The sequence below is a fragment of the Psychrobacillus sp. FSL H8-0487 genome, assembly GCF_038008385.1.
GTDB lineage: Bacteria > Bacillota > Bacilli > Bacillales_A > Planococcaceae > Psychrobacillus > Psychrobacillus psychrotolerans.
Map to the genome: position 1 here is coordinate 837,965 of NZ_JBBOZA010000001.1, position 15,233 is coordinate 853,197.

Sequence of the window (15,233 nt, forward strand, 5' to 3'; positions counted from 1 at the left end):
GAATAGGCTATTTTTAAAATATTTTTCCATCTGAAGCAGATAAAAAATGAAGTTGGAGGGTTTCAGTTGAAAACAGTCGAAGAACTAGAAAACTTAATGACCGAGCCATCGGATGCATTGGTAGAGGATATGCGTAAAATAGACGGAAATATTTTGATATTAGGTATTGGAGGCAAAATGGGACCGACATTAGCTATTATGGCTAAAAGAGCGATTGATAAAGCTGGAGTAGACAAAAAAGTGATTGGTGTATCTCGATTTTCCAATGGCACCTTAAAAGAAGATTTAGAAAAAGCCGGAATTGAAATAATTTCCACAGATTTATTAAACGATGAGCAATTGAAACTTCTTCCGAAAGAGAAAAATATCATTTATATGGCAGGCAATAAATTCGGGACAACTGGAAATGAACACTTTACTTGGGCAATGAATACATATTTGCCTGGTAGAGTAGCAGAGCACTTTAAAGGAGCAAATATTGTGGCTTTCTCTACTGGAAATGTTTATCCACTGGTACCACTTACACAAGGTGGCTGTGATGAACTGCATGAGGTTGCTCCAGTTGGAGAGTATGGTCAATCCTCTCTTGGGAGAGAAAGAGTGTTTACTTACTTCTCTCATAAAGATAATACGCCACTAACTGTTTTTAGATTAAATTATGCAATTGATATGAGATATGGCGTATTACTAGAAATAGCTCGTTCTGTATATAACGGAATTCCTTTGGACTTATCGATGGGTCATGTAAATGTTATTTGGCAAGGTGATGCAAATGAATATGCAATTAGATCATTGTTAAGAGCTAGCTCTCCTCCTACTATTCTAAATGTAACGGGACCAGAAACGTTATCAGTTCGATGGCTTGCAAATGAATTTGGAACGTTGCTAGGAAAAACTCCGGTTTTTGAAGGAGTAGAACAAGAAAATGCATTATTAAATAATGCCAGTAAAGCACATAAGGAATTTGGATATCCGCGTGTCTCCATAAGAGAGATGATTGAGTGGACAGCAACGTGGGTAGCCAACGATGGAGAAACGATTAATAAACCGACGCACTTTCAGGAACGGAAGGGGCAATTCTAAATGTCTTTAACACCAGAATTACAAAAGCATTTACAAGATGGAGCCTTTATCCCAGCTCATCCTTTAGCCTTGACAAGGGAGAAACAATTAGATGAATATGCCCAAAGAAGATTGACTAGATATTATATGGAGGCTGGTGTAGGTGGAATTGCAGTAGGTGTTCATACAACTCAATTTGAAATTAGAGATCCACAGTTTAATTTGTACGAAATTGTTTTACGGTTGGCGATGGAGGAAATTGAAAAAGCACAGTTACAGCGTCCATTCCTGAAAATAGCAGGTGCTTGTGGTAATACGGAGCAGGCTTTAAAAGAAACGAAAATAGCTAAAGAGTTAGGCTACGATATGGTACTTTTAAGTAACGGTGGGTTACAAGATTATTCTGAAAAGGAACTTATTGATCGAACGAAAGTTGTTGCAAATGAGTTGCCAGTGTTTGGTTTTTACTTGCAACCAGCTGTTGGGGGAAGAATCTTCAGTTATAAGTTCTGGGAGGAATTTGCAAGTATTCAAAACGTAGTAGCTATTAAAATGGCGCCTTTTGATAGGTATTTAACAATGGATGTAATTAGAGCTGTGTGTGCTTCACCTAGAAGAGATGAAATTGCACTTTACACTGGAAATGACGATAATATTATTTTGGATTTATTGACAATGTACGAATTTGAAGTAGATGGTAGGAAGGAGAGCAAAAGCATAGTTGGTGGTCTCCTAGGTCATTGGTCGGTCTGGACTCATGAAGCCGTGAAGCTTTTTGAGAAAGTAAAAGATGCTAGGCTTCATAGTCAAATAGATAAGCACTGGTTTTCTATTGCACAAAATGTCACAGATGCGAATTCAGCATTCTTTGATTCTAAAAATAGTTTCAAAGGGAGTATTGCTGGGATCAATGATGTGCTGAGCAGACAAGGTCTACTGCAAGGAAATTGGTGTTTAACTGACCATGAAGTTTTAAGTCCAGGTCAAGCAAAAGAAATCGACCGTGTTTATGAAACGTATCCACAGTTAAATGATGATGTTTTTGTACAGAATTTTCTTAGAAAAGACACAGAGTAGTTAATAGGAAAGACACATTAACATTCATGTGTCTTTTCGTTTTAAAGAAGGAAGGTTTTAACTTTACTAATAAATGCGGAGGATAGTCTATGAAAATAGGTTTAATAGGTTTGGATACATCTCATAGTGAGATTTTCACGCGATTGTTAAACGATTCGGAGGACGCTCATCATGTAAAAGGTGCTCAAATAACACATGTTATTCCAACTTACTCCGAAGACTTACGCATCAGTCGGGAACGTTTCCCTCAATACTACGAAATCGTCACCAATAAATATGGAGTTATTCCAGTTGAAGATGTAGAAGAGTTTATGACGGTCGTTGATGCAGTAATTATCGGAACGGTAGATGGTAGAAATCATTTAGAATGGTTTAAAAAAGTGGTTAGTTATAGTAAACCAGTATTCATCGATAAACCGATTGTCATGAACAGTTGGGAAATGAAAGAATTAATCAATCTTAGTAAAATTTATAATACCCCTGTTATGAGTTCCTCCTCTTTGAGATTTTCAGAATCAGTTGTACAAGCAAAAAGTGCAGATATCCAGAGTGGCTATTTTTTTGGACCGACCCCTCGTCAAGAGCAAATGCCAGGATACTTTTGGTATGGGATTCACTTAGTTGAAATGGTTGTCACTATATTTGGTACCGAAGTTGAAAAAATGAAAGTAGAGACATATAAGGATTGCGAACAAATTCACATGACATTTTCTAACGGAAAACACGCCATCATTCGAGGAGAAAACGAGTGGCATAATCGATTTGGAGCAACTATGCATACCAAAGAAAATGTTCATTCCTTACGTTTATGGGAAGAGGAGAAACCGTATTACGCAGGGTTAATCGAGCAAGTCGTACAATTTTTTGAAACTGGCATATCTCCGGTACCCATTGAGGAGACGAAGGAGATTGTTGGGTTACTCGAGGAGGTTTCGTCCCTGTGTAGTAAACAATTCTGAATGTTTTTAAATATACTTACTTTAGGTATAGTCCATTACACTTTAAACGTTTATACTAAATGGTAGATGGTGGTAATGTAGAAAGTAGGTAGATATAATGGCATCGATTGATCGCGAACTTTATGAATACATTCTTGTAAATTCAAGTAATATTACAACCAAATGGTTTACCGCAAAATGTGATTTTGACAGCCCTTTTTATTCTAATAATTTGAATCCCGAAATAGACAAAGTTTTAAAAGAGCAGCATGCATTAACTATTAGTACCGTAGCTTATGCTTTTTTGGAGGAAGAAAACGGCTTTCAGGAGCAACTTTTAATATGGGCTGAAACAGTAGCCCAAAGTAGAATTGAACATAATATACCGATCCATGACGTCATAAAGGCGCTAAATAAAACGCGTGAAACAATATGGCTATTTGTAGAGAACTTTGCATTTGCACATCATGATGATTTGCTCAATACCGTTGTGTTGAAGTGGAGTCGCTTGTTTAATACCGCATTCGATCAACTTATTCATAGTTTTTCGGAAAGGTATTACTATCTATCTAACAATAGATTGAATGCCCAACAAGCGTTGATAAATGAACTTAGTGTACCAGTCATACCAATTTTAGAGAGTGTCGGAGTTTTACCTATAGTAGGGGATATCGATACATTTAGGAGCAGGTTATTATTGGAAAGTGTCCCTAATACATGTGTGGAAATGAATATAGACAAACTTTTCATAGATATTTCATCTGTCACGTTTATGGATACAATGGTAGCAAATGAATTATTCCGTTTAATAGATGTACTTCAATTGCTTGGCATTAAGACTGTCTTATCTGGTATTCGACCTGAAGTGGCGCAGACTTCGATTCAACTTGGAGTCAATTTCGGGAATATTTCTACTTTTAGTTCATTAAAGCAAGCCTTGTTAAGGACTGGAGTTTATACTATTAGTGGAACTAGTAAAAAATAGAAGTTTAAAAAATAAAACACTTACAGGAGAGGTCTGTAAGTGTTTTTTTATGTCCCTGTGTAGCAAATAAATCTGAATGAAAAAAATAACGGGATTTAAGTATTAATAAATCTATTAATTTAAACCAATTATATTAGTATAAAATACTAATATATAATTTTGAATTAGGTTCAAAAGATATGCATTATATTTAGTAAACTAATACTATTTTACAATCTTTTGAATAATTAGAAATTTCGGTATTCGCACTAGTTTAATTGTGATAAATTGGTATTGTCACACTTAATTGGAAGTGTGAAAACTCAAGTTAAAGGGGAAATGAGATTTGAAGAAGTTTAAGTTTACGAAGTTCTTTAGTAGTATGCTAGCTGTGATTATGGTTTTATCTCTATTGGTTCCATTCTCAAATGCTAGTGCTGAAGAAGTTAAACCATTCAAGCAGAATAGTCAAAGTGAAAGTACTATTCAACTGAAGGCTGCTATAGCGGAACAATTGAGCTTATCTAAAGATGGCCCAACCCTTCATGAAAGTTTACAAAATGTGTCAGGCAATCAAGATGTTGCAGTAATTATTCATTTATCCGAGAAGCCTGTAGCACTAGAACAAGGAATTAGCCAAGTGAAAGGCAACAAATTCTCAAATGCGCGCGCAAATCAGGTCCGTGCAAATGTAAAAGCTCAACAAGCAAAAGTGAAAAAAGAACTAACTGTTAAACAGGTTCAATTAAAGCAAGGATATACGTTTGATACAGTATTGAACGGATTTGCAGCAACAGTTAAAGCAAGTGACATTCCGAAATTATTAACTGTAGAAGGAATTACGTTAATCGAACCAGATGCTACTGTTTATGCATCAGAAGAAAATACAACTAAATCTTCCGGTCTTATAAAAGATGAAACATTAGAAGCTCAAATGAATACAAGTGTTTCCTTCCTAGGCATTGAACAGCTATGGGATGAAGGAATTGAAGGACAAGGGGTTAAAGTAGCGGTACTTGATACAGGTATTGATGCAGATCATCCTGAGTTTGCTGGTATTTATAAAGGCGGGAAGAACTTCATTCCAAATTCATCTACTTATGCGAAAAATCGTGCAGATGATGATGCTTCCGAGACATTACCTTCGGAACGCCCAGCGGGAACACCTGAATTTAATACAACAGGAAGTTCATTTTATACATCACATGGTACACATGTAGCCGGAACGATAGCAGCAATTGGTGCAAACGAATTCGGTATTAAAGGGATTGCACCTAAAGTAGATTTGTATGCTTACCGTGTACTTGGAGCGTATGGTAGCGGAGCAACTTCAGGAATAGTTAAAGCAATTGAAACAGCTGTAATAGAAGAGATGGATGTTATTAATCTATCACTTGGTGGTGGAGCTAACTCTGAAACGGATGCAGGTTCATTTGCGATTAATAACGCGATGATTGCTGGAACTATTGGAGTAATTGCAACTGGTAACTCTGGTCCAAATCGTGGAACAATGGGAACTCCGGCTACTGCACGTTTAGGGATTGCAGTGGGTAACACAACGAATCCTGAAACAATGTATAACGGACAAGTAAATCTTACGGTTGGAGATTACAACTTAACGAAACAACTACAATTAATGGGCACAACATTTGGGCAAAATTTAGCAACACAACTACAAGGTGAGTTTGACCTAGTTGAAGTACCTGGGCTAGGGGAAGTAAAAGATTTTGAAGGAATTGATGTCAAAGGGAAAGTAGCTTTGATTGCTCGTGGTTCTATCGCATTTGTCGATAAAATTGAAAATGCAAGAGCGCAAGGAGCAGTTGCTACAATTATTCATAACTCAGCGACAGGATCAGGTGCGCCAAATGCATCAGGTACATTCCTTGGAGATTCATTTGCCTTCATTCCGACATTTGATATGTCCTATACGGATGGAATGGCAATCCGTGCGGAATTAGCAAAAGGAACAGGTAAAGTAAGCTTTGGTCAGTTTGCATCCACAAAAACACTTGGTGACGATGTAAACGATTCTAGTTCACGTGGACCATCTACACCAAACTTTGATATTAAACCAGATGTAAGTGCACCTGGAACAAATATTATGTCTACTATTCCAATGTACAAAAAAGATTTCCCTGAGGCTGTTTACGACGAAGCATATGATCGTAAAACAGGAACTTCTATGGCAACACCGCATATCGCAGGTATTGCTGCGCTTGTAAAACAAGCAAATCCTGATTGGAATGCTTTTGATGTAAAAGTAGCGCTTTCCAATACGGCTAAAATATTGGATACAAATAAGTATGATGTATTTGCTCAAGGTGCAGGTCGTGTAAATGCGTATGCAGCGGCACATCCAGAAATTCTTGCGTATGCATTAGATACGGCTGTATTAGATAGCAATGGAGCTATTGTGGATAACGTGAAAGGAACAGTTACTTTCGGTCCTCAATCATTGAAAGATGGTAATATTTCCGTCACAAAAGAGATTTTAGTAAAAGATATTGCTGGTAAAGGTGGAAACTATAACGTCTCAGTAGATGTAACAAAATCATTTGGTGACGCAAAAGTGACGATAGACAAACCGACATTCAATCTTGCTGGAGAGCAAGTGTTAAAAGTTACATTGACTGCTTCTAAAGCAACTGCACCTAATGGTTCTGAAATACTAGGATATATCCATATTAACGGTGGTAATTCAGAAGTTTCCTTGCCATTTGCGGCTGACTTTGGTGGAGCAGAGGCAACACAATTAAAAGACTACAAAATTTCAACAACAGATTTATCCTTTAATGGGGACGGAGTTCAAGACTCCGCAGTTCTTTCGTTTACATTAACTGGTGACGTAACAACAAACTATATTGAACTTTGGGATATTATGAATCCTGAAGGTGGGGAATACGGGGATGGCTATATTGGTTACTTACATTCAGGTTCCGCACTAGCAAAAGGATCTTATAACCTGAATATTGCAGGACAATATAAACCGTGGGGCACAGATCCTGCTACTACTATTCCTGATGGCTTATACACTATAGACTTCACTGGTGTTGCAGCTTCTGGAGTTGTGCAAGATTATGTTGGACCAGTTATCGTGAAAACAACAAAACCAGAAGTTGCTGGAACAGTAACTGAAGGCGTTGCAACTGGTCAAGTAACAGACAAATATATCGATTATAATGAAGAACTATATTTGTATGGATTAGACTATAATTTAAATGAGAAATTAAAAGCTTCCTATGTTTCTACTGTCAATGGTGAAGCAACTGCACCAGTAGCGTTTAACTTGAACCAAGACGGTAGCTTTACATTCCCAGTAACAGCTGAAACAGATTCAGTAAAAGTAATCGTTAAGGATGCTGCAGGAAATGTTGGCGAAGCATTAATTTATGAAAAAGAAATAGTAGAACCAGTAATAACTCTTTCTGTTAATCCAACTACGCTAGACTTAACTGCTGGAGAAACATCTCAACTGACTGTAACAGAAACATCTACACCTGTAGAAGGTGATGCAACTGATAAAGATGTAACAACAGAAGCAACTTATGTCGTAGCAGACGAAAGTATCGCTACAGTTAAAAATGGAGTAGTAACCGCAGTGGCAGAAGGTACGTCAACAATTACTGTTTCATATGGTAAAAATGAAGTTACCGTAAATATTACAGTAAAAGCACCTGTCGTTGTTGAACCTGTAGTAACACTAACTATCGACCAAGATCAGGTAGAAACTAGACCTGGTAAGGAAGTAAAAGTGAAAATTACAGAAGTTACAACTGTAGATGGTAAGACAACAGAAAAAGACGTAACGAACCTTGCATCATACAAAGTTAACAAAAATAACGTGGCGTCCGTTAATGCTGGCGTGGTAAAAGGTAAAGGCCCTGGAGAAACAACAGTTACCGTAACATATGGTAAGCATACGCTGACATTCGATGTGACTGTAGTAAACCCGGGAAAGGGTAATAATAAGTAAAAAACACTAAAAGAAGCAGCCCTACTCGATAGAAATGTTGAGTAGGGCATTTTTTTTCCCTGTGTAGCAAGCAATTCATAATTATCAGAATAGTTTGATGCACAGGGAACATCAGGGATGATTAAGCAATAGACTACCAGCTTTTATTTGTTTTTTGCATGGATTTATTTTTATAATATTTAACCGTGTCCATGTAACTTGCTATCCGGAAAAGTTATAGAGATGTAGATTTCAAATGATGTAATCGGGAAACTTTCCTGGTATACGTTTAGTTTAGTAGCAATCTTTGGACTATCTTTATTTGCAGTTACTAAAACAAATATGCATCCAATTCTAATCATTTTGCTGTCTGGAGTTTGTGGAATTATATTATATAGTTAAGATGTATAGGAGCTGAAAAAATGAACAAAGAAAATTCTTGTTGCTCAGTGAATAGAAATAGACAATCGATTCAAACCAGAGAGAATATAGTACAAAATAAAGAAAAGCTAGTTAAGGAAATAAAATTTAAAGAGAAAATGGTCTATTTGTCTGGAGGGGAATTTATAATGGGGACAAATGATCATGATGGCTCCCCAGAAGATGGAGAAGGACCTGCAAGAAGAATGAGCGTTTCTCCATTTTACATAGATCGCCATACAGTAACGAATAAAGAGTTTATGCAATTTGTTCAGGAAACAGGATATCAAACGGAGGCAGAGCAATTTGGTTGGTCATTTGTTTTTTATCACTTTGTAGAAAAAAATAAAGCAAAGGTAATACAACAGGTTCCTGGAACCCCATGGTGGCTAGTTGTTGAAGAAGCCTACTGGTACCAACCAGAAGGTCATGGATCTACAATCGACAATCGACAATCGAATGGATCATCCTGTTATTCAAGTATCCTGGAATGATGCAATAGCTTTCTGTGACTGGGCTGGAAAACGCTTACCAACAGAAGCAGAATGGGAATTTGCAGCGCGTGGGGGTCTGGAACAAAAGAAATATGCCTGGGGAGATGAATTAACTCCAAATGGTAAGCATCACTGTAATATTTGGCAAGGTAACTTTCCATATGAAAATACGAATGAGGATGGTTATCTAGGAACTGCGCCAGCACAGTCTTTCCCAAACCAATGGATTTGGTCTTTATAATGTAGCAGGGAATATATGGGAGTGGTGCTCGGACGCTAGACAAACAGATTCGATGGAATCTCAAAGTCATGCTTCAAAAGTGATGCGAGGTGGCTCTTATCTATGTCATGAGTCTTATTGTAATCGTTATAGAGTGGCTGCACGTAGTTCTAATACATCAGATAGTTCTACAGGAAATATTGGCTTTAGATGTGTAAGTGACGTTTGATAACTGATGGTAAGTAGATTAATAGAGGCAAGATATAATTAGAGGTACCGTTAATTCAAGCTCAATGTACGAGGGATAGATTTACTATAAGTAGAAAACAGAGGGATTTTGGTAAAGCAATAGAAAAGTAAATTAGATACCTATACTAAATCTAAGGTTTCCTTCATAGGAGGGAACCTTTTATAGAGTTTTCATCGAATAGGTTCTATCCTCTGTTTCTTCAATAACTCGGCAAACTGATTTGCGGGTACTGGTTTGGAAAACAAATATCCCTGAACGGTGTTGCAATTATAGTTTTGTAGAACCTTCAATTGCTCCATAGTTTCAACGCCTTCTGCGATTACATCCATGTTTAAGTGATTTGATAATTGCAGAATCATATGTACGATAAAATTTGCATCTTCTTGCTTAGTGTTACTCAAATCTTTAATAAAAGAACGATCAATTTTTAATATGTCAATTTTTCCATTAAAATGATGCAAATGGGATAACGAAGAGTAGCCAGTTCCAAAGTCATCTAAGGCAATTTTAATCCCTAACTTTTTTAACGCATCTAATTGGGAGAATACAATTTCCTCGTTCCTCATAATAGAAGTTTCGGTAATCTCTATTTCTAAATAACGAGCTTCAAGCTTAGTTTGCTCTAGTGTTTCCCTAGTACTGTTAACTAAATCTGTCTCCATGAAGCGTGAGGCAGATAAGTTGATAGACACTGGAATAGCAGGAAGTTTCGCATCTTGCCAAGCTTTATTTTGAGCACATGCAGTTTTCTTAACCCATTTGCCAATATCATTAATAAAACCTATTTTTTCAGCCAACGGAATAAAATCATTGGGCGATATTAACCCTAATTTAGGATGATTCCATCTAATAAGTGCCTCGGCACCAATAATAATATTTTCTTTCGTATTCACTTTAGGCTGGTAATACAATTCAAACTCGTTTCTATGTATTGCATATATAAGGTCCAATTCCAGCACGGAGGAGGAAGAAACAATTGCTTGGTCGCTATCCACTCCATTTAAGCTATTTAAATCAGTTTCACTATTTTTTTGATGATTATTTTTATTAACTGCGCTATGCTTAATAGACGAAAGAGTCGGTTCAAGATTCACTTTAGGCTGCATTGGTTTTTCTCCTTATATATGATTTGGTTTTGAAAGAGAAATCCAATAAGACTTTATCATAACAATCTTATTGGACGTGTCATCATTAGTTTGTGAAAGGTAAGTCATAAGTAGTAATTGGTTGTTTAAATGATTTTGCCTCTTCATTGTTACCATTTGGATAAAGTGCAACTGCTAATACGATTAATAAGATAATAGATAATTTTTTCATGTTTTTTTCCGTCCTTTTTTATATGATTTGGGGTGATTCTGTTGGAAATGAAATATTTAGGCTTAGAGATTAGTAAACTGAGAGCTGAGGCGGGTATTTCCCAAAAAGAGCTCTCAAAGGATATTTGTACACAGTCAACAATTAGTAGAATTGAAGCTGGTGAAGTATACCCAGCAATAGATACATTATTGAAAATAGCTTTAAAACTACAAGTCCCAGTAGAATACTTTATTGAAATGCTATTTCATAAAAACGTTTTTAAAAGTGAAGAACTAATAAATGATATTGAGTTTCACTTAAAAGAGCATAATTATCAAAAAATAATATCGATTATTAATTCAAATCAAATTGATAAAGATAATATTTGGTTAGATTTATACTGTGATTATATTTTAAATACTGCTAGATATTATTTAAAAATTATTTCACCAGAAGAATGTATAGTTAACTTAAAAAGTATTTTAAACTATTCAAATCCAACCACTATCCAGTTCAGATTTTTGCAAATAAAAATTAATAATACTATTGCTAACGTCCACGGTGAAAATGGTGAGAGTCAGAAGTGTCTATTTTATTACAATAAAATATTAAAAGAGCACATCCACAAAAACTACAGTGATTATAAAATATATAAAACTCTAATAACTGTTTTATTTAATAAATGTAAGATCCTTTATGATCTCAAAGAATACGATGAAGCTCTAAATACAGCAAATCAAGGAATCCAAAAGTCAAAGGAAAGTTCCTTTATGTTCCTAACTGGAAAATTCCTATACTATAAAGGCCAATGCTTAGAAAAGAAAGCGGCTCCTATAGATGAAATCAAAGAAGTGTATCAACAAGCACTGTTCTTCTTCGAGTTTCAAGATTTGCCTTTTTACATTCAAGCAATTAATCAAAATAAAAAGCAATTTTTACGGTAGACTGGGAGTCTTGGATTGATTCTCATAAAGTTTCTATTGGTAGAGTGATCTCCCCCATTTCCAAAAGAATATTACACACATTCGTTACTAAAAGATCATTTTATAAATGAGTACTAATTGCTTAACTATTCGTGTTTAAAATCCTTTTTACATTTCAAATATACTAGATAATTTGAAAAAAATCTGTAGGATATGCATAAATGGATATTTTCTTAAGTAATCTATAATTAGTTTCAACAACTTTTATTTAAAATTTTTCCTTAACAAGAATATCGGTCATTTTCTTAAGCTTTCACTTTGTAGAAGAAGCATCATAAATGGATATAAAATGGTGATACTAATGCTATTAGGAGGAATGCGATATGAAAGTGAGAATAGAGTGGATTTACAAAACGAAGCGAGGAGCGGAGATGGATTTCTTTTCAGAGGAAGTGCCCGCAGCGCAAGCGTTGCTATTTGCCGAAGATATGGAGCGTACCGGTCGACTAAAGCAAGTTACTTTTGTGGATAGGTTTGATAGTTCGTGGACAGTAAAGGAATTGAAGGGGTATTTGAAAGGTATTGAGACGGAGCCACATAATGTCACGGTTTATTTTGATGGGGGATATGATCGAGATACGAAAAGTTCGGGGCTAGGTTGTGTTATTTATTATGAACAAAATGGCAAGTCTTATAGACTTAGAAGAAATGCTGCTACGACGGGTTTGGAATCGAATAATGAGGCGGAGTACGCTGCTATGCATTTAGGGTTACAGGAATTGGATTTGCTAGGAGTTCATCATTTGCCTGTTCGATTTATAGGTGATTCACAGGTTGTGATTAATCATTTAAATGGTGAATGGCCAGTAATTGAGCAGGATTTAACTGGGTGGGCAGATCGAATTGAAGGAAAACTATCGAAGCTTGGCATACAAGCAGAATATGAGTTGGTGCCAAGGAAAATGAATGGAGAAGCAGACCGTCTTGCTACTCAAGGTTTAAATGGTATTGAGATTCAGGCTGTTATTGAATTAGTAAAGGATTGAATGTTAAAATGATGTTGATCATTAACTATATACAATATAAATAAACACCAGTGCCTAAGAGAGACACTGGTGTTTATTTATATTTTTAATCTTATAAGTGTGCTGCATTTTCCTGTTTTGCTGGTGAATCATTATTATCTTCTGGTAATGACTCTTCTTTTTTAGCTAATTTTTTATGTTGTGACTTAGGAAATGCTTGTTTTGCCTCAGCTTTTGAGTTAGCATCCTGTACGTTTTCGTTATAATATTGGACGCTTGTCATTGCTCCCTCTTCCACCATACGATTATCATCTGGATCGTTTGGATCAGAGTAACCTGTCTTTGTCGCCTGACTAGGTTTTGTGTTCTGAGAAGACATCATTGAATCGATCTTCGTTTTCGAATTTTTTACTGCTGTTTTTAATTGAGCTTTATTGTTTTTGTTTGTGAAATATACTGCTGCTAGCGCAGTAGCTGCCCCTATTATCAGAGATCTTTTATTTCCGTTTGCCATAAATCATCACTCCCTTTCCTTATATATACCCAAATGTTTTCATGCTCAATCCTTTTACTATTTATTTCATTTTTGTTTGTTTTAATATTCAATGGCAGTACAAATGCCCGATAACGTTTATCCTCATAATAGTGTAAAATAATTGTCTACATACATAAAAAGGAGAATAAAAGCATGACAGGAAACACACACATCATCGGCGGTCTTGCAGCAAGTCTTGCTTTTGCCCAAGTTTCAAATTATGATCCGGTATTATTAGTTGGAGCAGGCGTTGTTGGGGCAATCATCCCGGACATATGCCACGGAGGTAGTAAAATAGGTCGCAAATTTAAAGTATTATCAAAGGTGATTAACACACTTTTCGGGCATCGTTCATTCACACACAGTTTACTATTTTTAGTATTAATGGCATTTCTTTTGAATGGTTTTATTAACAATGATTCCATTATACTTGGTTTTCTGGTTGGGATGGCAAGTCATTACATACTTGATATGGCAACAAAAAATGGTATTAAATTAATGTACCCACTTAAGATAACGGTTCGATTTCCTGTAACTACGAGAACTGGTGGTACAGTTGAGTATGTCGTATTTGCAGCTTTATCAGTACTAACGGTCTATTTTGGCTACGGTGTATTTGGTAAATATATCTAAATCATTCAATATAGGATGTAATTCTGTAGAATATTTTTCATAACTATATAAATAAAAGAGGCTTATTCCACTTGTCCCGGGGGCGAAACAGTGGAGTAAGCCTCTTTTGTTAGTTATTGCACTCTTGCAAAACCGAAACCAGAAGCATAGTCGTCGCCAGTTGCTGCGCCGCTACCTCCTTTAATATCTACTGCTCTCGCACGGGTTTGTAAATTTGTGCGGAGTTGTGTATGGGACCAAGAGGGGTTTTGGGACCATACCTTTGCTGCCAGTCCAGCTACATGGGGAGTGGCCATTGATGTTCCGCTTATTGTATTATATCCACCATTATTCCAAGTGGAATATATAGATGCTCCAGGAGCTGAAATTTCTATATCTCCTTGTTGAATTACATAGTCTCCGTCAGTGGAGCTATATCCGCGTGAGGAGAAATCAGCAACCCGGTATGTACCGTTTTGTTGACGATTTTCTAGAGCTGCTACAGCCACAGCATTTACTAAGGCTCCTGGATAACCTATTGATCCTTGGGAAGGACCTGAATTTCCTGCAGCTGCAATTATTAATACTCCTTTGTTATAAGCGTAATTTACAGCACTTGTTATTAAACTATTACTAGCAGAAGAGCCAAGAGACATATTAATAACTGTTTTTGTTCCCGTAGAAACGGCTTGATCGGCTGCATGTCTAATTGCTGCGGCGATATCATCTGAATATCCCGATCCATCATCTCCTAGAACTTTATAAGCCCATAAGTCAGCACTTGGTGCTACTCCGTAAATTCCTGCTCCATCACTCCCACCATCTGCAAGGGCAGTGCCGGCAACATGCGTACCATGTCCATTTGCATCATTGCAGCTATTATTGACAATTGGAGTAGCGGTAGTAAAGTTTTTACATTGTTCCACTGTATTAGTTAAGTCATAATGATTAATATTTACTCCAGTATCTAAAACCGCAATATTAATACCTGCTCCACCAGAAGTAGCCGTTAAACTTGAATTATTATAAATAGCTTTTATTCCCCAAGGGGTTTGCTCGGTTGGATATTCACCTGCCATTGTTTCGAATTCAGAAGAACGTACATCTGCATCAAGTGTTACTTTGTCAATTTTTGTTACGGTTATATTTTTGTTTTTTTGAAGTGCATCATATTGGTTTTGGTTCATATTAGTGGAGAAACCATTCTCAGTTAACTTCCAACGAACTTGGTATTGATTTTTTATATTATTTTTTGTAGATTTATTATTACTTTCAACATAAACTCGAAATGTCTCTGATCCTTTAGCAGAATCGATTAATTCGGAAGAAGTTGCGTTTACTAATGAAGTACCTTGCAGTGGTATTGTTAATGAACCGATTAATGCTGCGCTTAGTAATAATAATTTTGCTTTGTTCATTTCTCCAAAACTCCTTTTCGATTTTTTTGTAGTGCAATTTAAAA

At 36.2% G+C, this 15,233-nt stretch carries 12 protein-coding genes and 1 pseudogene; 9 read left to right on the forward strand and 4 right to left on the reverse strand.

Annotated elements, in window-relative coordinates; all coding sequences use genetic code 11:
• Positions 1-66 precede the first annotated feature (66 nt).
• The 6 genes and pseudogenes from MHI47_RS04000 (at position 67) to MHI47_RS04025 (ending at position 9,359) form a co-directional block, all read left to right on the forward strand.
• Positions 67-1,083, forward strand: a complete 1,017-nt coding sequence (locus MHI47_RS04000; RefSeq protein ID WP_340829699.1) for an NAD-dependent epimerase/dehydratase family protein — start codon at positions 67-69, stop codon at positions 1,081-1,083.
• Positions 1,084-2,139, forward strand: coding sequence for a dihydrodipicolinate synthase family protein (locus MHI47_RS04005; protein ID WP_340768424.1), 1,056 nt, complete (start codon positions 1,084-1,086; stop codon positions 2,137-2,139).
• A gap of 89 nt (positions 2,140-2,228) precedes the next feature.
• The gene (locus tag MHI47_RS04010) at positions 2,229-3,098 is read left to right on the forward strand and encodes a Gfo/Idh/MocA family oxidoreductase (RefSeq protein ID WP_340768425.1); all 870 of its coding nucleotides are present in this window, start codon (positions 2,229-2,231) and stop codon (positions 3,096-3,098) included.
• Between the two features lie 97 nt (positions 3,099-3,195).
• Positions 3,196-4,062, forward strand: coding sequence for an STAS domain-containing protein (locus tag MHI47_RS04015; protein WP_340768427.1), 867 nt, complete (start codon positions 3,196-3,198; stop codon positions 4,060-4,062).
• A gap of 325 nt (positions 4,063-4,387) precedes the next feature.
• Positions 4,388-8,017, forward strand: coding sequence for a S8 family serine peptidase (locus MHI47_RS04020; RefSeq protein ID WP_340829701.1), 3,630 nt, complete (start codon positions 4,388-4,390; stop codon positions 8,015-8,017).
• Between the two features lie 401 nt (positions 8,018-8,418).
• Positions 8,419-9,359, forward strand: a pseudogene (locus tag MHI47_RS04025) (formylglycine-generating enzyme family protein).
• 191 nt (positions 9,360-9,550) lie between these two features.
• Here MHI47_RS04025 and MHI47_RS04030 read toward each other — a convergent pair.
• Both MHI47_RS04030 and MHI47_RS04035 read right to left on the reverse strand, forming a co-directional pair.
• Complete coding sequence (locus tag MHI47_RS04030) at positions 9,551-10,486, reverse strand: putative bifunctional diguanylate cyclase/phosphodiesterase (RefSeq protein WP_340829703.1); 936 nt, start codon at positions 10,484-10,486, stop codon at positions 9,551-9,553.
• Between the two features lie 85 nt (positions 10,487-10,571).
• Positions 10,572-10,697 carry a hypothetical protein gene (locus tag MHI47_RS04035; RefSeq protein WP_340768442.1) on the reverse strand — a complete coding sequence of 42 codons (126 nt, stop codon included), beginning with the start codon at positions 10,695-10,697 and terminating at the stop codon, positions 10,572-10,574.
• 47 nt (positions 10,698-10,744) lie between these two features.
• Between MHI47_RS04035 and MHI47_RS04040 the strand changes: the two genes are divergently transcribed.
• Both MHI47_RS04040 and MHI47_RS04045 read left to right on the forward strand, forming a co-directional pair.
• Complete coding sequence (locus tag MHI47_RS04040) at positions 10,745-11,620, forward strand: helix-turn-helix domain-containing protein (RefSeq protein WP_340831999.1); 876 nt, start codon at positions 10,745-10,747, stop codon at positions 11,618-11,620.
• A 362-nt stretch (positions 11,621-11,982) separates the two neighbouring features.
• Positions 11,983-12,645 carry a ribonuclease H family protein gene (locus tag MHI47_RS04045; RefSeq protein ID WP_340768443.1) on the forward strand — a complete coding sequence of 221 codons (663 nt, stop codon included), beginning with the start codon at positions 11,983-11,985 and terminating at the stop codon, positions 12,643-12,645.
• Between the two features lie 91 nt (positions 12,646-12,736).
• Here the strand turns inward: MHI47_RS04045 and MHI47_RS04050 are convergent, their stop codons facing one another.
• Positions 12,737-13,138 (reverse strand): hypothetical protein, encoded by a 402-nt coding sequence (locus MHI47_RS04050; RefSeq protein ID WP_340829705.1) that lies wholly within the window; start codon positions 13,136-13,138, stop codon positions 12,737-12,739.
• A 174-nt stretch (positions 13,139-13,312) separates the two neighbouring features.
• On the opposite strand from MHI47_RS04050, the gene MHI47_RS04055 reads away from it, so the two are divergent.
• On the forward strand, positions 13,313-13,792 hold the full coding sequence (locus MHI47_RS04055; RefSeq protein ID WP_340829707.1) for a metal-dependent hydrolase: 480 nt from the start codon (positions 13,313-13,315) through the stop codon (positions 13,790-13,792).
• Between the two features lie 113 nt (positions 13,793-13,905).
• On the opposite strand, the gene MHI47_RS04060 is transcribed toward MHI47_RS04055, so the two are convergent.
• On the reverse strand, positions 13,906-15,189 hold the full coding sequence (locus MHI47_RS04060; protein WP_340829709.1) for a S8 family serine peptidase: 1,284 nt from the start codon (positions 15,187-15,189) through the stop codon (positions 13,906-13,908).
• Between the last annotated feature and the right edge of the window lie 44 nt (positions 15,190-15,233).

What these genes read in the sequence shown, in the direction of transcription:
- MHI47_RS04005 (WP_340768424.1), top strand. Translation starts at nt 1,084, where the DNA reads ATGTCTTTAACACCAGAATTACAAAAGCATTTACAAGATGGAGCCTTT.
- MHI47_RS04010 (WP_340768425.1), top strand. Translation starts at nt 2,229, where the DNA reads ATGAAAATAGGTTTAATAGGTTTGGATACATCTCATAGTGAGATTTTC.
- MHI47_RS04015 (WP_340768427.1), top strand. Translation starts at nt 3,196, where the DNA reads ATGGCATCGATTGATCGCGAACTTTATGAATACATTCTTGTAAATTCA.
- MHI47_RS04030 (WP_340829703.1), bottom strand. Translation starts at nt 10,486, where the DNA reads ATGCAGCCTAAAGTGAATCTTGAACCGACTCTTTCGTCTATTAAGCAT.
- MHI47_RS04035 (WP_340768442.1), bottom strand. Translation starts at nt 10,697, where the DNA reads ATGAAAAAATTATCTATTATCTTATTAATCGTATTAGCAGTTGCACTT.
- MHI47_RS04040 (WP_340831999.1), top strand. Translation starts at nt 10,745, where the DNA reads ATGAAATATTTAGGCTTAGAGATTAGTAAACTGAGAGCTGAGGCGGGT.
- MHI47_RS04045 (WP_340768443.1), top strand. Translation starts at nt 11,983, where the DNA reads ATGAAAGTGAGAATAGAGTGGATTTACAAAACGAAGCGAGGAGCGGAG.
- MHI47_RS04050 (WP_340829705.1), bottom strand. Translation starts at nt 13,138, where the DNA reads ATGGCAAACGGAAATAAAAGATCTCTGATAATAGGGGCAGCTACTGCG.
- MHI47_RS04055 (WP_340829707.1), top strand. Translation starts at nt 13,313, where the DNA reads ATGACAGGAAACACACACATCATCGGCGGTCTTGCAGCAAGTCTTGCT.
- MHI47_RS04060 (WP_340829709.1), bottom strand. Translation starts at nt 15,189, where the DNA reads ATGAACAAAGCAAAATTATTATTACTAAGCGCAGCATTAATCGGTTCA.